This is a genomic window from Cupriavidus sp. IDO, assembly GCF_000812465.1.
Classification (GTDB): domain Bacteria; phylum Pseudomonadota; class Gammaproteobacteria; order Burkholderiales; family Burkholderiaceae; genus Cupriavidus.
Genome location: NZ_JWMA01000014.1, coordinates 89,300 through 107,766 on the forward strand (window position 1 = coordinate 89,300; position 18,467 = coordinate 107,766).

The following is an 18,467-nucleotide window of genomic DNA, read 5'->3' on the forward strand; positions in this document are numbered from 1 at the left end:
CCCCGGCAGGCCCCGCGCCGCAAGGCTACAATTCGCACCATGAAACTCCAGTTCACCAAGATGCATGGCGCCGGCAACGATTTCGTCGTGCTGGACGGCATCCACCAGAAGCTCGATCTCACCACCGCGCAGTGGCGCGCGCTTGCCAGCCGGCATTTCGGCGTAGGCGCCGACCAGATGCTGGTGGTGGAGAAGCCCACGCGCGACGACGTCGATTTCCGCTACCGCATCTTCAATGCCGACGGCAGCGAAGTGGAGCACTGCGGCAACGGTGCGCGCTGCTTCGTGCGCTTCGTGACCGACAAGGGCATGACCGACAAGCGCTCCGTGCGCGTAGAGGTCATGAACGGCGTCATCACGCTGACGCTGCAGGATGACGGCCAGGTCACGGTGGACATGGGCGCGCCCGAGCTGGAGCCGGCCCGCGTGCCGTTCCGCGCCGACGGCCTGCCGACCCGCACCGAGGGCGCCGACACGCTCCATGGGCTCGAGGTCAACGGCCGCACCGAATGGATCTCGGCGGTATCGATGGGCAACCCGCACGCGGTGCAGGTGGTCGGCGATGTCGAGAATTTCCCGGTCCTGCAGGACGGCCCGGTGATCGAGCATCACGCCACCTTCCCGAACCGCGTCAACGCGGGCTTCATGGAAGTGGTGAACCGCAACACCATCCGCCTGCGCGTGTATGAGCGCGGCGCTGGCGAAACGCTGGCCTGCGGCACGGGTGCCTGCGCGGCGGTGGTGGCGGGTATCCGCCGCGGCCTGATCGACTCGCCGGTCAAGGTGCACACCCACGGCGGCGATCTCACCATTGCCTGGGACGGCGGCGCCGAACCGGTGCGCATGACCGGCCCGGCCACCACCGTGTTCGAGGGCAGCATTGACCTCTCAGCCCTGCCGGCCTGACCATAGGGGCTGCGCGCCCCGCTTTGCCCGTTTTCTCTTCCCGCAGCGGCGGGGCCGCCCGACGTTGATCATGCAGGTCAGACCGATGGAGCGCACATGCCGCTGGACGATTTCTGCATTACCTCAGGCAAGGACTTTCGCCTTGACGCCTTTGCCCCCGAAAGCAAGCCGATGTCTGGCGGCGACAAGCCGGCCGATATCGCGCGCATCGCGCAGCTGAGCACCGAACTCGACGCCAAGCAGGACATCTTCTACGCCGAGCACCGCCGCAAGCTGCTGGTCGTGCTGCAGGGAATGGACACCAGCGGCAAGGACGGCACCGTACGCACGGTGTTCCGCAGCTTCGATCCGCTGGGCATCCGCGTGGTGGGATTCAAGGCGCCGTCGCCCGAGGAGCTGGCGCGCGACTACCTGTGGCGGGTGCACCTGCAGGTGCCGAAGTCCGGCGAGATCGTGGTCTTCAACCGCAGCCACTACGAGGATGTCCTGATCACGCGCGTGCACGGCTGGATCGATGCCGCCGAATGCGAGCGCCGCTACCGGCAGATCCGCGCGTTCGAGACCATGCTGACAGAAACCGGCACCACCATCGTCAAGTGCTTCCTGCATATTTCGAAGGACGAACAGAAGGCGCGGCTGGAGGCCCGCCTCGCCGATCCTCAGAAGCACTGGAAGTTCGATATCACCGACCTGGCCGAGCGCAAGCACTGGAAGGCGTACATGGACGCCTACGAGTCCGCCATTGCCGCTACCAGCACGCCGGAGTGCCCGTGGTACATCGTGCCTGCCGACTCCAAGACGCATCGCAACCTGATGGTGGCGGAAATCCTGGCGCACGTCTTCGCGAAGCTGAAGCCCGCCTATCCGCCCGCGCGGCCGGAACTTGCCAAACTGCAAGTCGACTAGCCAATTGGCTATCCGCCGTTGCCGCGATGCACGTCGTGCGTGACGAAGGGATGCTCGCGGCTGGGCATGGCCAGCCAGTGAGGATGCTTCAGCGTCTGGCGGATATCGTCCCGCCCGCTGGCCCAGTGCTCGTGCATGGTCAGCGAGCCAAACTGGTAGTCCTTGGCGAGGCTCTCGAACGACTTGTCGCGATAGATCAGCTGGATCACATTGCGGCGCGCGTCGCACGCCTGCTCGGCCGCGCGGCGGTACCAGTCGTTGTCACGCTTTGACTGCGGCACCAGCGCCATCACTTCATTGAGCGTGCGGCGGAAATTCTGCTGCTCGCGCATATAGTCGGTGATGGCCCGGGTGCGGCTGGAGTACTGGATATCCTTCTGGCGCTCGGCCACATCGATCAGGTCATGCGGCAGCTTGCCGCGCGCGCTCCACAGGTCCACCTGGAAGATCAGCGCGTCGCGCCGTGGCTGCGCGGTCAGCACTTCGGCTAGGGGCGTGTTCGACACGAGGCCGCCGTCCCAGTAGTACTCGCCGTCGATCTCCACGGCCGGAAAGCCGGGCGGCAAGGCGCCCGAAGCCATGAAATGCTCGGCCCGCAGCTTGTCGCGGGTATTGTCGAAATAGGCGAAGTTGCCGGTACGCACATTGACCGCGCCGACCGACACCCGCAACTCCTGGGGCCGGTGGTTGATCAGGTCGAAGTCGGCGAAGCGCTCCAGCGTGGCCTTGAGCGGCGTGGTGTCGTAGTAGCTGGCGCGGCCAGGGCCGGTGTAGCGGGAGACCAGTTCCAGCCAGCTGCGTGGCTGGAAAAAGCCGCGCTGCCCTTCGAACATCGCTCGCGCGGCATTCAGGCCGTCGAACCAGACGCGCAGCGGCTCCGGCCAGTTCTCCGCACCATCGGTCAGCCACGACTGCGTCAGGCTGGGCAGCCAGGGCTGCGCGCAGATGTACTCCCAGAACGCGCACAGCTGCTCGACACGGCGTTCAGGCGGGTTGCCCGCGATGACCGCCGCATTCAGCGCGCCGATGGAGATGCCGGCGATCCAGTTCGGATAAATGCCGCCTTCGGCCAGGCCCTGGTAGACGCCGGCCTGATAGGCACCCAGCGCGCCGCCGCCCTGCAGCACCAGCGCCCGCACGGCATACGCTTCGTGCGGCGGGTGATCGGGCGCCTTGGCGGCCTTGCGCACTGGCTGGAGCGGCTTGACCTGCGCGCCGCGCTCCGCAGGCGAATCCGCCTGCGCATCCTTCATTGCCTGCCGCCCTGCCCGTTCCTGCTGTTCTTTTGCTGCCACGCCGCGCTCCGTGCCGTAGGGAAAGTCCGCCTGCCGCTAATGCTCTGGCGCACGGACAGCGGTCCGCGCGCCGCCTTGCCTTGCCGTCAGACGCCGTAGCGCTGGCGATACGCCGCCACGGCTTCGCGCGAGGCGCCCAGCGCCGGATCCTGCGAGGCGTCGAGATACGCCAGCAAGTCCTTCAGGCTGGCAATCGCGATCACGGGGATGCCGTATTCGCGCTGCACGTCCTGCACCGCCGAGTGCGTACCGATGTTGTCCGCCGTGCCGCTCTTCTCCATGCGATCGAGCGCGATCAGTACCGCGGCCGGCTCTGCTCCGGCCGCGCGGATCAGCTGCATCGACTCGCGCACCGAAGTGCCAGCGGATATCACGTCGTCGATGATGACGACCTTGCCCTTCAGCTTGGCGCCGACCAGGGTGCCGCCTTCGCCGTGGTCCTTGGCTTCCTTGCGGTTGTAGGCAAAGCCCACGTCGCGGCCCAGGCCTGCCAGCGCCACGGCGGTGGCCGAGGCCAGCGTGATGCCCTTGTAGGCCGGCCCGAACAGCACGTCGAACTGCACGCCCGAAGCCAGCAGGGTTTTCGCATAGAATTGCGCCACCTGGCCGAGCATCGCCCCCTGGTTGAACAGGCCGGCATTGAAGAAGTACGGCGACTTCCGGCCTGCCTTGGTAACGAACTCGCCAAAGGACAGCACGCCGGCGTCGAGTGCAAAGCGGATGAAGGTCTGGCTGAGATCGGCTGCCTGCTGCGTGGCGGCGGGCGTGGTCTGCTGCGTCATCTTTTCTCTCTGAATTCAAAATTTCCCGGAATGTTACGGATTATCAGCGCCAACCTCAACGGCATCCGCTCCGCCTCCAAGAAGGGCTTCTTCGAGTGGATGGGAAAGCAGAACGCGGACATGGTCTGCGTGCAGGAGCTCAAGGCGCAGGCCGCCGACATGACCGAAGCGTTCCTTGCGCCACATGGCTATCACGGCTACTTCCATTATGCGGAGAAGAAGGGCTATAGCGGCGTGGGCCTGTACACGCGCCACAAGCCCGAACGCGTGGTGACGGGCTTCGGCAATCCCGAGTTCGACAGCGAAGGCCGCTACGTGGAAGTGCAGTACCCGCACCTGGCCGTGATCTCGGTCTACGTGCCGTCCGGCTCCAGTTCGGAGGAGCGCCAGCAGGCAAAGTTCCGCTTCATGGAAGTGTTCCTGCCGCACCTGCTGCAACTGAAGGCCAGCGGGCGCGAGATCGTGCTGTGCGGCGACGTCAACATCGCGCACAAGGAAATCGACATCAAGAACTGGAAGGGCAACCTGAAGAATTCAGGCTTCCTGCCCGAGGAGCGCGCCTGGATCGGTGAACTGTTCGATACCCACGGCTATGTGGACGTGTTCCGCAAGCTGGACCCGCGCCCCGAGCAATACACCTGGTGGAGCAACCGCGGCCAGGCCTATGCGAAGAACGTCGGGTGGCGCATCGATTACCATCTGGCGACCCCGAAGATCGCAGCAACAGCCCATATTTGCTCGATCTACAAGGACGAGAAGTTCAGCGACCACGCCCCCCTGTCGATCGATTACGACTTTCCGCTTTGACGGTGGCTATGCCGCCCGGACTTCCTCAAGGAGTTCCGGGTGGCGGTCAAGCAGCTTGAGAAGCTTGACCAGCGCCAATGGCGGCTTGGTCCGGCCGGTTTCGTAGCGCGAGAAGGCGTTGACGCCGCCGCCGAAAATCTCGGCGGCTTCGCGCTGGTCGAGGTGGAGTTTCTTGCGGACTTCGGTGATGTAGGTGGGATCCACGAACGCGGCATTGACCTCGCGATTGAATGCGTTCATCAGCTTCATCACGCGGTCGCTTTCCTGCCAGTTGGTCACGGATTCGCCACAGGCCGGGCAGAAGTCGCCGTGCACGGATTCCAGCATCGTGGTCTGGCCGCGATATGTATAGGAAACGGCGCGCACGTCAGTGACCAGTTCGGCCACGCCACAAGCGGGGCATTTCATTTCGTACAACTCCTTTCATCGCGCCTTGAACGACACGACCAGCAGGTCTTCTGTCACCGTCAGCTTCAGGTACGCCGGACCGTGCGGTGTCGCCGGGCGGTAGACGTCCTGCCATATGGTGTGGTCGGCATAGGACGTCATACTTTTGTAGAAGTCCGAGCTGCGGAGAGACGCAATCACGTGCGCCAGACCCGCCATGTCATAGCCCAGTGCCGTGGCGCCTTCCCGTGCGCATCGGGTCAGGCGTAATCGCTTCTGCCCAATCAGCTCCCTGACCCGCCAGAGCGGGTAATGCGCCGTCCCCTTTTCCATGTAAATTAACCTACTAGGTTATTCCATGCAAGCCTCGAATAGCGCGAGATCGCAATAACCCAATTGGTACAAACCCCTGCGACCCGCCCCGAAGCTCGCTACAATGCAGGTTCCCCGCCGCGTCCGGCATGGGACGTTTCGCATTTCTCAGAGTGAGTCCGCCATGGTTTTCAAAGTGTTCGTCGATGGTCAGGAAGGCACCACCGGTCTCCGGCTGCTTGACTATCTTTCCGGTCGTTCCGACGTGGAACTGCTGCGCATTGCCGATGACAAGCGCAAGGACCCGGCCGAACGAGCACGCTTCCTGAACGCCGCCGATGTTGCCTTCCTGTGCCTGCCCGACGTGGCCTCGCGCGAGGCGGTGTCACTGGTGACGAACCCGAATACCTGCGTGATCGACGCCAGCACGGCATTCCGCACCTCCGACAACTGGGCCTATGGCCTGCCCGAACTGGTGCACGGCCAGCGCGAGAAGATTCGCGCCAGCAAGCGCATCGCGGTGCCGGGCTGCCACGCCAGCGCCTTCGTGCTGGCGGTGCGCCCGCTGGTGGACGCCGGCGTGCTGCCGGCCGACTACCCGGTTTCCGCGTTCTCCCTGACCGGCTACAGCGGCGGCGGCAAGTCGATGATTGCCGAGTTTGAAGCCGGCGGTAATCCGAAGCTGGACAGCCCGCGCCCGTACGCACTGGGCCTGGAGCACAAGCACCTGCCCGAAATGCGCGTGCAGGCCGGCCTGGCGCAAGCGCCGATCTTCAATCCGATCGTCGGCAACTTCCTCAAGGGCCTGTCGGTGACAGTGCCGGTCTATGCGGACCGCCTGGCGCGCAAGGTCAGCCCGGAGCAGATCGTCGAGATCTATCGCAAGCACTACGAAGGCGAGCAGTTCATCCGCGTGATGCCTTACAACAGCGCCGACAACCTCGACGGCGGCTTCTTCGACGTGCAGGCCAACAACGACACCAACCGTGTCGACCTGTTCGTGTTCGGCAATGCCGAGCGCCTGAACCTGGTCGCCCGCCTGGACAACCTGGGCAAGGGCGCGGCAGGCGCGGCCGTGCAGTGCATGAACGTGCATGTGGGCGCGGACGAGGCAACCGGGCTACGCGCCTGAGCGGCCTGTTCGCCCGAATGCAAAAACGCCGGCAATGCCGGCGTTTTTGTTTTTGGGTCGGCCTGCCTCAGCGCTTCAGCGGCCGCTGGCGGTCGTCGTCGCCGCTGTCGACCGGAGCATCGCCAAGGTTGGCCATGTTGGTGTGATACGGCGGCAGGCGGTCGACCGGGGTGTTGATGGCGCGCGCGTAGAGCGGCAGCACCTCGGGCATGTGCCTCTCCAGGTCGGCAATCCGGCTGCGCCCGGACGGGTGGGTCGAAAGGAATTCCGTGCCCGACTGCGTGACCTTGGCCATTTTCTGCCACAGCGTGACGGCGGCGCGCGGATCGTAGCCGGCGCGGGCGGCGATATCCATGCCGATCAGGTCGGCCTCGGTTTCATCGGCGCGCGAGAAGCGCAGCGTCAGCAGGTGCGCGCCCGTGCCCAGCGCCATGTTGCCGAGATTGCCGAAGCCGAACAGCTGGGAAACGACGTTGGCGCCCAGGTTGGTGATTTCCGACTTGGCGGCGCGCTCGCGGGCATGCTCCTGCAGTGCGTGGGCGATCTCATGGCCCATCGCCATCGCCACCTCATCGTCGGTCAGCTTGAGCTGGTCGAGCAGGCCGGTATAGAAGGCGATCTTGCCGCCGGGCATGCAGAAGGCATTGACCTGCTTCGAGCCGATCAGGTTGACTTCCCACTGCCACTGCTTCGCGCGCTCGTTCCAGCGCACCGTTTCCGGCAGCAGGCGCTTGCCGATGGCGCGCAGGCGGATCAGCTGCGGATTGCTGTCGCTCGCCAGCGCATGCTTGGCGATGGCTTCCTGCTTGAGCTGCTCGTATTCCTGCGCGGCCTGCTGCTCGATCACCTCGACCGGCACGATCTTGCGCACCTGCGAGCCGCCCCGCTCGAGCCGCACACCGTCCTGCGCGTTGCCTTCCTGGGCATGGGCGGACAAGGCGAGTCCTGACATCAGCGCGCACATGGCCAGTCGATGGAGGGGCGGGCGCTGAACACCTGGCAGGCGGCGGGGCATTGTGCGATTCCTCGGACGCAAACGGGATGCTGGGAAAGGGCTGGAAAAGCAGACGGAAAAAACTGCAGAACGACGGGCCAGACAAACGGGTGATGCAATAATACACGGCGCCCGCGCAGCCGCACGACGCCACCCGCCACCGCGATTCATGAACCTCCAAGACTATCTCGATATCTTCCGCAACCGCCGCATCGGCGCCATGCTGGCGCTGGGCTTCGCCTCGGGGCTGCCGCTGGCGCTGACCTCGGGCACGCTGCAGGCGTGGATGACCGTCGAAGGGCTCGATATCAAGACCATCGGGTTTTTCTCGCTGGTGGGCCAGGCCTATATCTTCAAGTTCCTGTGGGCGCCGCTGATGGACCGCTACACGCCCCCGCTGCTGGGCCGGCGCCGCGGCTGGCTGCTGGTGACCCAGCTCGGGCTGGTGCTGGGCATTGCGGCCATGGCCTTCTGTCCGCCGCGCGAGGCGCTGTGGACGCTGGCGGCACTGGCCACGCTGGTGGCCTTCCTGTCGGCGTCGCAGGACATCGTGTTCGATGCCTACAGCACCGATGTGCTGCGCCCGCCCGAGCGCGGCGTGGGCGCCGCCGTGAAAGTGCTGGGCTACCGGCTGGCAATGCTGGTCTCGGGCGGGCTGGCGCTGTGGCTGGCCGACCGCGTGATGGGCTGGCAGCAGATGTACATCCTGATGGCCGGGCTGATGGGCGTGGGCATCTTCACGCTGGTGTGGGCGCCCGAGCCTGACGTGCCGGCCCGCGCGCCGCGCTCGCTCGAAGAAGCCATACTCGGGCCGCTGCGCGACTTCTTCTCGCGCCCGGGCGCGTGGTGGCTGCTGCTGCTGATCGTGCTGTACAAGCTGGGCGATGCCTTTGCCGGCAGCCTGTCGACAACCTTCCTGATCCGCGGCGTGGGTTTCTCCGCCGGCGAGGTCGGCATCGTCAACAAGACGCTGGGCCTGGCGGCCACCATCGTCGGCGCGCTGTTCGGCGGCACGCTGATGGTCAGGCTGGGGCTGTACCGGTCGCTGATGCTGTTCGGCATCCTGCAGGCCGTGTCCAACCTCGGATACTGGATCCTGGCGGTCACCCCGCCGCACCTGTGGACGATGGGTGCCACCATCGCGGTGGAGAACCTGTGCGGCGGCATGGGCACCGCGGCCTTCGTCGCGCTGCTGATGACGCTGTGCAACCGCTCGTTCTCGGCCACGCAGTATGCGCTGCTGTCGGCGCTGGCATCGGTCGGCCGCGTCTACGTGGGGCCGACTTCCGGCTATATGGTCGAGGCCTGGGGTTGGGCGCCCTTCTATCTCGGCACCGTGGCCGTCGCCCTGCCAGGCGTGGCGCTGCTCTGGGCAATGCGCCATACCGTGCACCGCTACGAGGCCCAGGCGCGCGAAGCGATCGCCTGAGCCCTTTCAGTCCTTATTCTTTGTAATAAACGATCTGGTTGGAGGTGGCCAGCAGTTCGCCGCCTGCGCTCCAGATCTGCGCGCTCTGGTCGAAATAGCCCTGGCGGAACACCTGTGCCTGCGCGCTGGCCAGCACGTGGCTGTCGCCCAGCGCGGCCAGCGTGGCTGCATCCGTGTGGAAATACGTGGTCAGCGACACCGTGCCGGCGGGCACGAAGCCCGCGCGCTTGAGGAAGATGCGCGGATAGAAGCTGTCGCACCATGCGGCGACGGCGGCAAAGTCAGGCGTGCGCGCCGGCTGGTCGCGCAGCCAGAACCGGGTCACGCTGTCGGGATGCTCCGTGCCTGCCTCGGCGGTCGGCTTGGCGCCGCGCACCGGGCGCATGTCGTAGGCCTTGAGCCAGCGAACCGGCGCAAACCCGGCCATGGCCGGCACGGTGTCGGCCGCAGGCGCTTCGGGACGGACGGCCTCGCCGCAGGCCCAGGTCTCGCGCCGCACGGCAAAGACCGCGCTGCCGGTGGTGGCCACCGCATCGCCCTGGCGCAGTTCAAAGCTCCAGTGCTGGGTCGAACGGTTGGTGCGCGTGGGCCGGGCCTCGATCTCGAACGGGCCTTCGGCAATCGGGCCGGCAAAGTTGACGGTCAGCGAAATCGGGTCGCCCAGCCGCTGCGGATGCTGCAGCGCCGCCTGCAGGAGCGTGGCAGCAGTAATGCCGCCGAACGGCCCGATCATGTTCCAGTAGGCCTCAGTGGTGCGGCCGAGGTAGCGATGTTCGCCAGCCGGCTCCAGCACCATGGCATCGTCAAAGGGATGAGGCAGGGAACCCGCCACGGTGGCGGCAGCAGTCAGGGGCGCGGAGGACATGGGAAATAGTACGATCGTTCGATGACCTGCCTACACTAACCGTAGTCAGGGATCCGGTCAATAAGCTTTTCGCCCTCCGGTCATCCGCGCGCCCGGATCCGCATTGGCACGCTCCAGCCAAGCTGGTTAGCGATCACTCCCAACAAGACCAGTGCCATGCCTGCCAGCTGCAACGGGCTAAGCACCACATGGAATACCGTCACATCGATCACGATCGCCACCAGCGGGTAGACGAAGGACAGGGTGGCAATCGACACGACATTGAGCCGCTGGAACGCGCCATACAGCAGCGTGTACATCACGCCGGTATGGACCAGGCCCAGCGCCAGCAGCGCGCCCCAGGTGCGGCCGTCGAACGTGCTCACGGCCGGATGCGCGAGTGGCGCCAGCATCAGCACGCCCAGCACCATTTGCAGGCCCGCGATCTGCCCCGGCGCTATGCCCTGCAGGCGCCGTGTCGCCATGGTGGTAATGGCGTACAGCAGCGCTGCCAGCATTGCCAGCCCAATCCCGACCATCATCCCGCCACCGCTGGCGCCATGATCGAGCCCGGTGATCAGCACCACCCCGGCAAAGGCCAGCAGAAGCCACGGCAGCCGGGCGAAGGGAAACGGCTCGCGCTGGAACACCGCGGTCAGTATCAGCAGGAAGAACGGCTGGGTGTGATAGACCACCGTGGCAACCGATATCCCGCTGTAGGAATAGGCCGAAAACAGGCACAGCCAGTTCAGGATCAGCGTGACGCCGCCCAGCGCCAGCCAGCCGAGGCGTGCACGGTCCATGCGCACCCAGCCGCGCTGCAGCGTGAGCGCACCCAGTAGCGCTGCGCCGCCGAACAGGCAGCGGAAGAAAACGACATCGATCGGCGACTGGCCGCTGGTGACCACGAACCAGCCTATGGTGCCCGATAGCGCCATCGCCGCGATCATGCGCCAGGCCCCGCCGGACATGGGTTGCTGCTTGTTCATCTGTTGCTCCTTGGCATTCATGCCGGCATTGTTCCACCATGCGCCCAGATCAACAATCCAGCTCCAACTCAATTACCATTTGACTTCAAGTCAAAGAATGGGGGTTAGGGATGCCTGCTGCGCCACTCAATGCCATGGCCGTCTTTGCGCGCGTCGTTGAATGCGGCAGCTTCTCGGCCGCCGCGCAGGAGCTGGGCATGACGCCGTCGGCGGTCAGCCGCCATGTGTCGCGGCTGGAAGCCACGCTGGGCGCGAGCCTGCTGCAGCGGACCACGCGCGCGTTCGCCCTGACCGAACTGGGCCAGTCGGTCTACGCCGCCTGCGCACGCATGACGGCCGCCGCGCGGGAGGTCACCGCGCTGGGCGGCGACCACACCGGCGAGCCGCACGGCGTGCTGCGCGTGAGCGCCCCGGTCTCGTTCGGACAGGCGTGGCTGGCGCCACGATTGCCGGCGCTGCTGGCCCGATATCCGGCGCTGGAGCTGCAAATCACGCTGGCCGACCGCATGGTGGACCTGGTGGAGGAAGGGCTGGACGTTGCCATCCGCATCGCGCGCGAACTGGCACCCGGACTGGTGGCGCGGCCACTGCGCGAAGTGCACTACCGGCTCGTTGCCTCACCGGCCTACGTCCGCCAGCACGGTGCGCCGGCTACCCCCAATGACTTGCCCGCCGCGCGCTGCCTTTACCTGGGCTATGGCGCCTTCGGCGAACACTGGACGCTGCGGCCCAAGGCCGGCGGCGACAGTTTGTCCGTGCGCATCCCGCCGCGGCTGACACTTAACAACAGCCTGGCCATCGTGACGATGGTGGAGCGCGATGCGGGCATCGGACTTGTGCCGGACTTCTCCGCCGCGGACGGGCTCGCGGATGGCCGGCTGGTCACCGTGCTGGATGACTGGGACATCCTGGAGCCCTATGTCGGCACTGCCTATGCCGTCTACACGCCCACGCGGCACGTGGCGCCGAAGGTGCGTGCCTTCGTCGACCACCTTGCCGGGTCGGGGGCAAGCTGAGTTCAGTCGGTCGCGCAGACGCGGTACACCGCAAGGCTGCCGCGCCAGTTCAAGCCCCAGTTGACTGTCACGCCTTCGTGCATGACCACGCGATCAATCACGCGCAGCCCGACCTTCGGCGCCAGCGCTTCGAAATCGCTGATGGTCAGTACGCGCACGTTCGGCGTGTTGTACCACTGGTAAGGCAGCGATTCCGACACCGGCATGCGGCCGCGGAACACCGACAGGCGGTGCGGCCAGTAGCCGAAGTTCGGGAACGACACGATGCACTCGCGTCCGACGCGCAGCGTGTCGCGCAGCACCTGTGCGGTGTTGTGGATGGTCTGCAGCGTCTGCGACAGGATCACCGTGTCGAAGCTCTTGTCCTCGAACAGCGCGAGCCCGCCCTCCAGGTTCTGCTGGATGACATGCACGCCCTTCTGCGCGCACGCCAGCACGCCTTCGTCCTGGATCTCGATGCCGTAGGCCTGCACGTCCAGCTCGTCCTGCAGCACGCGCAGCAGGCTGCCGTCGCCGCAGCCCAGGTCGAGCACGGTGGAGTTGGGTTCGATCCAGCGCGCGATCGCGCGGAAGTCGGGGCGCAGCGCCAGGATATTGGGATTGGCCAGGGCGTTCATGCGCCGATCTCCTCTGCGATGCGGTCGTAGTAGGCGCGCATCAGGTTGTGATAGCGCGGGTCGTCGAGCAGGAAGGCATCGTGGCCGTGCGGCGCGTCGATCTCGGCGTACGAGACCGGGCGCTTGTTGTCCAGCAGCGCCTTGACCAGCTCGCGGCTGCGGTTGGGCGCAAAGCGCCAGTCGGTGCTGAAGCTCGCCACCAGGAAGCTCGCCTGCGTCTGCGCCATGGCGCGCGTGAGGTCGCCGCCGAAAGCCAGCGCCGGGTCGAAGTAGTCCAGCGCGCGCGTGATCAGCAGGTAGGTGTTGGCGTCGAAGTACTCGGCAAACTTGTCGCCCTGGTAGCGCAGGTAGCTCTCCACCTGGAACTCGACATCGAACGAGAAGCGGATGTCCTCGGTCTTCAGCTCGCGGCCGAATTTCTCGGCCATGTCCTCGTCCGACAAATAGGTGATATGGCCGATCATGCGCGCCACGCGCAGGCCACGCTTGGGCTTCACGCCGTGCGCGTAGTAGTTGCCGCCGTGGAAGTCCGGGTCGGACAGGATGGAGCTGCGCGCCACCTCGTTGAACGCGATGTTCTGCGCGGAAAGCTTGGGCGTGGAAGCGACCACGATGCAGTGGCGCAGCCGCTCCGGATACATCAGGCTCCACGCCACGGCCTGCATGCCGCCCAGGCTGCCGCCCATCACCGCGGCGAACTGGGTGATGCCGAACGCATCGGCCACGCGCGCCTGCGCGTTGACCCAGTCTTCCACCGTCACCACCGGGAAGGTCGCGCCATAGGGCTGGCCGGTGGCGGGGTTGATGCTCATCGGGCCGGTCGAGCCGAAGCACGAACCGAGGTTGTTCACGCCGATGACGAAGAAGCGGTTGGTGTCGAGCGGCTTGCCGGGACCGACCATGTTGTCCCACCAGCCCACGTCGCGCGGATCGTCGGCATAGACGCCCGCCACATGGTGCGAGGCATTGAGCGCGTGGCAGACCAGCACCGCATTCGAGCGGGCCGCGTTGAGCGTGCCGTAGGTCTCGACCATCAGGTCGTAGCCGGCGAACGACGAGCCGTTGCGCAGCTTCAGCGGCTCGGGGAAATGCATGCGCTGCGGCGTGACCACGCCGACCGAATCAGGCGGCAGCGCAATCGTGGCAGGCGGCGAGGCGACATCTGTCATGGAATCCGGCCCGTAGCGAACGGGCATAAAAAAACCCGACCGGCTGTGCGTGTGATGCTTCGCAGCCAAGTCGGGCATTCGCGGGATCCCGCGTGCCGGCGTTTTGTCCTCCGTAAGGGGCGCCGACCCAACTTCTTTAGCCGCATTTATATTGGCAGTCGGAGCATATTGCCCTCCGGCTGCCGCGCGCCCGCAAGCCAGTCATCAAATCGGCGCGACCGGGCAATTATAGAGCAATCGGCCCGGGGTAGTCATTTCAGCCCAGCAGCACCCTCAGATGCGCCTCCGCATGGTCGGAAGGCGACTTGCGGAAACCGCTCTTGGCATAGCGATGCCATTGCCCCTGCACGGTCGCCATGATCAGCGCCGCGCGCGCGGGAATATCGGCATCGGCGGGGAAGGCGGCCTGCGTGACCGCCATCTTCAGGCACTGGCGCAGCGACGCCTCGATGCGGTCGATCACCTGGTTGATGCGTTCCTGCAGCCGTTCGTGCTCGCCCACCAGCGCCTCGCCGGTCAGCACGCGCGTCATGCCGGGGTTCTTCTCGGCAAACGACAGCAGCATGCGCACGATGGCATGGACCTGGCGCAGGCCGTGCTCTTCCTGCGTGGTGATCTGGTTGATCAGGCCGAACACGGTCTGTTCGATAAAGCCGATCAGCCCCTCGTACATCTGCGCCTTGCTGGCGAAATGGCGGTACAGCGCCGCCTCCGACACGCTCAGGCGCGCCGCCAGCGCGGCGGTGGTGATCTTCTCCCCGCGGGGATGTTCCAGCATGGCCGCCAGAGTCTGCAGGATCTGGACGCGCCGCTCGCCCGGACGCGGGCGCTTGCGCACCGGCGCGCCGGTCTCCAGTCCACTCTCCTGCCCGCTGCCATCCTGGACGGCCTCCGGCTGGCTCCCGTTGCTTTGCGTCATGACCCGATTCTCCGCATTCGTCGTTGGAGTTGATGCATCGATTGTACTTTTATGTCCACATAGGCCGGCCGGTTCGGCACGCGCGCCCGTACGCGCGGGACGTGGTCGGGCTGGGACTGAGGCGCCAGCGCGCCGGTATTTCCGGTTTTTTCGGCGGCTGGCGGGTCCTGCGTCTCGGCTGCAACCAGCGTCACCGAACGCTCCTGCGCCGCGTGCGCAACGTGCTGGCGGTCTTCGGCCTCGAGCGTCGAGCGCACCGCGGCGTCGCCGCGGCTGCCATCGTCGCGTTCGGCCGGCGATATGTGCGGCCGCGACGGCGCGATGGTGCGCAGGTAGCCCGTCACCCACGCCGTGCGGATGCCGGTGCCGGCGTAGTGCTTCAGGTGCGACAGCGTGTCTTCGACCAATATCGCACGATGCGCCGCGATGCCGGTCTGCGCCAGCAGGCGGCGCAGCATGCGGCGATCGGGCTTGGGCCGCAGATGGCCGTGCACCCACATCTGCTCGATCGCCACCACGCGCTCGAAGCAGTGGCGAATGCCGGCGATGTCCAGCACCGCATGCGCGTAGTCCTGCGGGGCGTTGGTCACCAGGATCTTGCGCCCTGGCAGCCGGCGCAGGTGCGCGGCCAGCCCGCGCCGGACCCGGACCATGCCGGCCAGCTCCGGAAACTCGTGCGCCGCGCGCAGGAAGTCCGCCGGATCCACGCCATGGTGCCGGATCATGCCGAGCAACGTGGCGCCATAGCGCTGCCAGTAGTCCACGCGCACGCGGCTGGCGGTGGCGTCGTCGCAGCCCAGCACGCGCGCCACGTAGGCCGTCATCAGCCGGTTGATGGCCGGGAAGATGGCGTGCGAGGCGTCGTGCAGCGTGTTGTCCAGGTCGAACAGCCAGACCGTGCGCCCGGAGACATCACCGACCGGCCGCCTGCGCAGGCGCGCGCGGACGCGGCGTGAAGGTTGAAGACTGGATGGCACGCCGGGAAGCTCTGAGAATGATGGGGATTTTTCCCGGAGCAGCGCGCCATGCGGGCGGCCGCCCCGGTAACCGCTCAGTGCGAGCGGATCATCGTGCCGAACGCTTGCTCGGTCAGGATTTCCAGCAGCAGCGAATGCTCGATGCGGCCGTCGATGATGTGGACCGAATGCACGCCGCTCTTGGCCGCATCCAGCGCCGACGAGATCTTCGGCAGCATGCCGCCCGAGATGGTGCCGTCAGCGAACAGCTCTTCGATCTCGCGTGCCGACAGGTCGGTCAGCAGGTTGCCCTTCTTGTCCATCACGCCGGGGATATTGGTCATCATGACCAGCTTCTCGGCCTTCAGGATCTCGGCCATCTTGCCGGCGACCACGTCGGCGTTGATGTTGTAGGCCTGGCCATCGTCGGAGAAGCCGATCGGCGAGATCACCGGAATGAAGGCGTCGTCCTGCAGCGCCTTGACCACGGCCGGGTTGATCGCCTCGATATCGCCCACATAGCCGATATCGATAAAGGCGCCCGGGTTTTCGCGGTCCGGCATCTGCAGGCGCTTGGCGCGGATCAGGCCGCCGTCCTTGCCGGTCAGGCCCACGGCCTGGCCGCCGTACTGGTTGATCAGCATCACGATGTCCTGCTGGACTTCGCCGCCGAGCACCCACTCGACCACTTCCATGGTCTCTTCGTCGGTGACGCGCATGCCCTGCACGAAGGTGCCGACCTTGCCGACTTTCTTCAGTGCTTCATCGATCTGCGGGCCACCGCCGTGCACCACCACCGGGTTCATGCCGACCAGCTTCAGCAGGATCACGTCGCGCGCGAAGCCATGCTTGAGCTTTTCTTCGGTCATCGCATTGCCGCCGTACTTGACCACGATGGTCTTGCCGTGAAACTTGCGGATATAGGGCAGCGCCTCGGCGAGGATCTCGGCCTTGAGGGCTGGGGCAATGGCGGCCACCGCAGTTGCGGCAGGCCCGGGGTTGTCGGCGTTCATGGCAAAGGACATCCGTGAGATTCAACAGGTATCATGGCAAATCTGCCGCAAGGCTGGCGGGAAACTGACGGGCGCCACGGGAAAGTGCCCCGAAAGTGCGCCCGAATGTGGATCCGAATGTGGACCATACGGCTGCGGCAGGCGCCGATTTTACAAGAAACCGCGCAGTGCGCGAGCGCGCCGGCCGCCGCCGGGGGCGGATGCCCGGTTCAAGCGCCGCGTGGCGCACCGTACCGCGCGCCAAAGCGTTCTATTTGCGCAACAGCCTGCCCGACGACCGCCCACCAACACGCCGCCGCAGCCGATGAGCCTCGATCCCGCCGAACTGCAGTCCGTACGCCCCTACCTGCTGCGCTTTGCGCGCCTGCAACTGCGCGACGAGGCCCTCGCCGAGGACACCGTCTCCGAGACCCTGCTTGCCGCGCTGGAGCATCCGGAGCGCTTTGCCGGCCAGTCGGCGCTCAGGACCTACCTGATAGGAATTCTGAAGCACAAGATCATCGACATGATGCGCAGCGGCAAGCGCGAAGTCCGGCTGACGCTGGCGGCCGACGACGACGGCGACGTGCAGTCCGAGCAGGATGCCTTCGACGCCCTCTTCACCCGCAACGGCCATTACCAGAACCAGCCTTCGGACTGGGGCGACCCCGACCGGACGCTCGAGCGGCGCGAGTTCTTCGAGGTGCTGCAGGTCTGCGTCGACCGCCTGCCGGCCAAGATTGCCCGGATCTTCATGATGCGCGAATGGCTGGAGCTGGAAACCGAAGAAATCTGTCAGGATCTGCAGATCAGCACGACTAATGCCTGGGTAATGCTGTACCGGGCACGCATGCGCTTGCGCGAGTGCCTGGAGCTGAACTGGTTCGGCCAGCAACCCGGTGCACGCGCCGCCACCGGCAAGGCCGGGTGAGCATGCGGAATCCGTCGCGACCTGCCATCGCCCTGCCATTCAACCTGAGGAGCCCATGCCCGAATCGCCCCGTCCGCGCCGCCTGATCCCCAACTGCCAGGAGGTGCATCACCTGACCATGAAGGGGATGGACCGCCCGCTCAACTGGGTGGAGCGCCTGCGCGTGCGCAGCCACCTTGTCATCTGCGACGCCTGCACCCGCTTCAACGCCCAGATGCAGCTGATGCGCGCGGCCATGCGCAGGTTCGGCCAGGACGACGATCTCCCCGGCAGCCCGCGATGACCGATCCCGCCACGGTGCTGACCGGGCAACTCCGGCCCGTCGAGCATTGCAGCCAGTGCGGGGCCGCATTTGTCTGCGGCTACGTGACCGGCCTGCCCGAATGCTGGTGCGCGAGCCAGCCCCTGCTGCCCGCGCGGCAGATCGTGGCGGGCCAGCACTGCCTGTGCCCGCAGTGCCTGCGGGAGCGGAAAGCGTCCGCTCAGCCGTCAGCCTGAGCCGCACCCGCTGCTGCGGGAGCGCGCTCCGGTGCAGCGCCCTTTGCGCCACTCCACTGCATCACCACCATCCCGAGCACGATCAGCGCCGCGCCGGCGTGAGCGCACGCACGGCAAATCCGGCCAGGCCGAACTGGTCCACCAGCAGCGCGGCCAGTACCTGGCCCGCCATCACGGCGGCGATGAAGCTGCCAGCCCCCAGCCGGGGCGCCAGCATCAGCGCAGCGGTGATGTAGAACACGCCCAGCAGGCCGCCAATCCACATCCAGCCCGGCCCACGTCCGGACTGCGCCAGCGCTGGGAGCGGCACCTTAAGCAGCCAGAGCAGCGGCAGGATCGCGGCCAGGCTGATCAGCAGCGAGGCCACGGTGGCCCATAACGGATGGCCCAGCGTGCGCCCCAGCGTGGCGTTGGCGCCGGCCTGGATCGGGATGGCGGCACCCGCCAGCACGGCGGGAAGGAGGGGCTTGAACTGCTGACAGAAATACTTGCGCGTTCTTGCGCAGTTGTGCACAATTTGCGCATGATACGCACGATGGTCAGCATTCAAGAGGCTGCGGAGTTTCTGGGCGTCTCGGCGCAAACG

The 18,467-nt window shown here is 66.2% G+C and carries 21 protein-coding genes and 1 pseudogene; 9 read left to right on the forward strand and 13 right to left on the reverse strand.

Features of this window, described 5'->3' with window-relative positions:
* Positions 1-39: 39 nt before the first annotated feature.
* Both dapF and RM96_RS05145 read left to right on the forward strand, forming a co-directional pair.
* Positions 40-906: a diaminopimelate epimerase gene (gene dapF, locus RM96_RS05140; RefSeq protein WP_039008406.1), complete on the forward strand. Its 867-nt coding sequence runs from the start codon at positions 40-42 to the stop codon at positions 904-906.
* Positions 907-1,002: 96 nt separating this feature from the next.
* A complete protein-coding gene (locus RM96_RS05145) occupies positions 1,003-1,812 on the forward strand; it encodes a polyphosphate kinase 2 family protein (RefSeq protein ID WP_039008408.1) in 810 nt (269 codons plus the stop codon).
* Between the two features lie 8 nt (positions 1,813-1,820).
* On the opposite strand, the gene RM96_RS05150 is transcribed toward RM96_RS05145, so the two are convergent.
* Positions 1,821-3,107, reverse strand: a complete 1,287-nt coding sequence (locus RM96_RS05150; RefSeq protein ID WP_039008410.1) for a DUF3734 domain-containing protein — start codon at positions 3,105-3,107, stop codon at positions 1,821-1,823.
* 86 nt (positions 3,108-3,193) lie between these two features.
* Positions 3,194-3,889, reverse strand: a complete 696-nt coding sequence (pyrE, locus tag RM96_RS05155; RefSeq protein WP_039008411.1) for an orotate phosphoribosyltransferase — start codon at positions 3,887-3,889, stop codon at positions 3,194-3,196.
* Positions 3,890-3,919: 30 nt separating this feature from the next.
* Here pyrE and RM96_RS05160 point away from each other — a divergent pair, with 30 nt between their 5' ends.
* Positions 3,920-4,696 (forward strand): exodeoxyribonuclease III, encoded by a 777-nt coding sequence (locus RM96_RS05160; protein ID WP_039008413.1) that lies wholly within the window; start codon positions 3,920-3,922, stop codon positions 4,694-4,696.
* A 6-nt stretch (positions 4,697-4,702) separates the two neighbouring features.
* Here the strand turns inward: RM96_RS05160 and RM96_RS05165 are convergent, their stop codons facing one another.
* Together RM96_RS05165 and RM96_RS05170 are read right to left on the reverse strand one after the other, a co-directional pair.
* Positions 4,703-5,104, reverse strand: a complete 402-nt coding sequence (locus tag RM96_RS05165; protein WP_039008417.1) for a type II TA system antitoxin MqsA family protein — start codon at positions 5,102-5,104, stop codon at positions 4,703-4,705.
* A 15-nt stretch (positions 5,105-5,119) separates the two neighbouring features.
* Entirely contained in the window at positions 5,120-5,416 is a 297-nt protein-coding gene (locus tag RM96_RS05170; RefSeq protein ID WP_039008418.1) for a type II toxin-antitoxin system MqsR family toxin, read from the reverse strand.
* Between the two features lie 163 nt (positions 5,417-5,579).
* Between RM96_RS05170 and argC the strand changes: the two genes are divergently transcribed.
* Positions 5,580-6,527, forward strand: a complete 948-nt coding sequence (argC, locus tag RM96_RS05175) for an N-acetyl-gamma-glutamyl-phosphate reductase (protein WP_039008420.1) — start codon at positions 5,580-5,582, stop codon at positions 6,525-6,527.
* Positions 6,528-6,594: 67 nt separating this feature from the next.
* On the opposite strand, the gene RM96_RS05180 is transcribed toward argC, so the two are convergent.
* Positions 6,595-7,542: a M48 family metallopeptidase gene (locus tag RM96_RS05180; protein WP_039008423.1), complete on the reverse strand. Its 948-nt coding sequence runs from the start codon at positions 7,540-7,542 to the stop codon at positions 6,595-6,597.
* A 148-nt stretch (positions 7,543-7,690) separates the two neighbouring features.
* Between RM96_RS05180 and RM96_RS05185 the strand changes: the two genes are divergently transcribed.
* Positions 7,691-8,950 carry a muropeptide transporter gene (locus tag RM96_RS05185; protein WP_039008426.1) on the forward strand — a complete coding sequence of 420 codons (1,260 nt, stop codon included), beginning with the start codon at positions 7,691-7,693 and terminating at the stop codon, positions 8,948-8,950.
* Positions 8,951-8,963: 13 nt separating this feature from the next.
* Here RM96_RS05185 and RM96_RS05190 read toward each other — a convergent pair whose 3' ends face one another.
* Together RM96_RS05190 and RM96_RS05195 are read right to left on the reverse strand one after the other, a co-directional pair.
* Positions 8,964-9,815: an acyl-CoA thioesterase gene (locus RM96_RS05190; RefSeq protein ID WP_052279335.1), complete on the reverse strand. Its 852-nt coding sequence runs from the start codon at positions 9,813-9,815 to the stop codon at positions 8,964-8,966.
* 80 nt (positions 9,816-9,895) lie between these two features.
* Positions 9,896-10,783 (reverse strand): DMT family transporter, encoded by an 888-nt coding sequence (locus RM96_RS05195; RefSeq protein ID WP_039008458.1) that lies wholly within the window; start codon positions 10,781-10,783, stop codon positions 9,896-9,898.
* 110 nt (positions 10,784-10,893) lie between these two features.
* Here RM96_RS05195 and RM96_RS05200 point away from each other — a divergent pair, with 110 nt between their 5' ends.
* On the forward strand, positions 10,894-11,799 hold the full coding sequence (locus RM96_RS05200; RefSeq protein ID WP_039008427.1) for a LysR family transcriptional regulator: 906 nt from the start codon (positions 10,894-10,896) through the stop codon (positions 11,797-11,799).
* A gap of 2 nt (positions 11,800-11,801) precedes the next feature.
* Here the strand turns inward: RM96_RS05200 and metW are convergent, their stop codons facing one another.
* From metW to argB, 5 genes are all read right to left on the reverse strand, one after another.
* The gene (metW, locus tag RM96_RS05205) at positions 11,802-12,416 is read right to left on the reverse strand and encodes a methionine biosynthesis protein MetW (protein ID WP_039008428.1); all 615 of its coding nucleotides are present in this window, start codon (positions 12,414-12,416) and stop codon (positions 11,802-11,804) included.
* Positions 12,413-13,585 (reverse strand): homoserine O-succinyltransferase MetX, encoded by a 1,173-nt coding sequence (gene metX, locus RM96_RS05210; protein WP_039008460.1) that lies wholly within the window; start codon positions 13,583-13,585, stop codon positions 12,413-12,415. The genes metW and metX overlap by 4 nt, the downstream gene beginning before the upstream one ends.
* Positions 13,586-13,841: 256 nt before the next feature.
* Positions 13,842-14,504, reverse strand: a complete 663-nt coding sequence (gene slmA, locus RM96_RS05215; RefSeq protein ID WP_039008431.1) for a nucleoid occlusion factor SlmA — start codon at positions 14,502-14,504, stop codon at positions 13,842-13,844.
* Positions 14,501-15,481 (reverse strand): pyrimidine 5'-nucleotidase, encoded by a 981-nt coding sequence (locus tag RM96_RS05220; RefSeq protein ID WP_039008433.1) that lies wholly within the window; start codon positions 15,479-15,481, stop codon positions 14,501-14,503. Before RM96_RS05220 ends, slmA begins: the two co-directional genes overlap by 4 nt.
* Before the next feature lie 74 nt (positions 15,482-15,555).
* Positions 15,556-16,473 (reverse strand): acetylglutamate kinase, encoded by a 918-nt coding sequence (gene argB, locus RM96_RS05225; RefSeq protein WP_039008462.1) that lies wholly within the window; start codon positions 16,471-16,473, stop codon positions 15,556-15,558.
* 304 nt (positions 16,474-16,777) lie between these two features.
* On the opposite strand from argB, the gene RM96_RS05230 reads away from it, so the two are divergent.
* Genes RM96_RS05230 through RM96_RS05240 form a run of 3 tightly spaced genes read left to right on the forward strand, consistent with a single transcriptional unit; the run spans position 16,778 to position 17,881 of the window.
* Positions 16,778-17,383: a sigma-70 family RNA polymerase sigma factor gene (locus RM96_RS05230; protein WP_039008435.1), complete on the forward strand. Its 606-nt coding sequence runs from the start codon at positions 16,778-16,780 to the stop codon at positions 17,381-17,383.
* Positions 17,384-17,438: 55 nt separating this feature from the next.
* Positions 17,439-17,666: a zf-HC2 domain-containing protein gene (locus tag RM96_RS05235; RefSeq protein ID WP_039008437.1), complete on the forward strand. Its 228-nt coding sequence runs from the start codon at positions 17,439-17,441 to the stop codon at positions 17,664-17,666.
* Positions 17,663-17,881 (forward strand): cysteine-rich CWC family protein, encoded by a 219-nt coding sequence (locus RM96_RS05240; protein ID WP_039008439.1) that lies wholly within the window; start codon positions 17,663-17,665, stop codon positions 17,879-17,881. The genes RM96_RS05235 and RM96_RS05240 overlap by 4 nt, the downstream gene beginning before the upstream one ends.
* Here the strand turns inward: RM96_RS05240 and RM96_RS05245 are convergent.
* Positions 17,866-18,395: pseudogene (locus RM96_RS05245) on the reverse strand (DMT family transporter). The gene RM96_RS05240 and the pseudogene RM96_RS05245 sit on opposite strands and share 16 nt — an antisense overlap.
* Positions 18,396-18,467 lie beyond the last annotated feature (72 nt).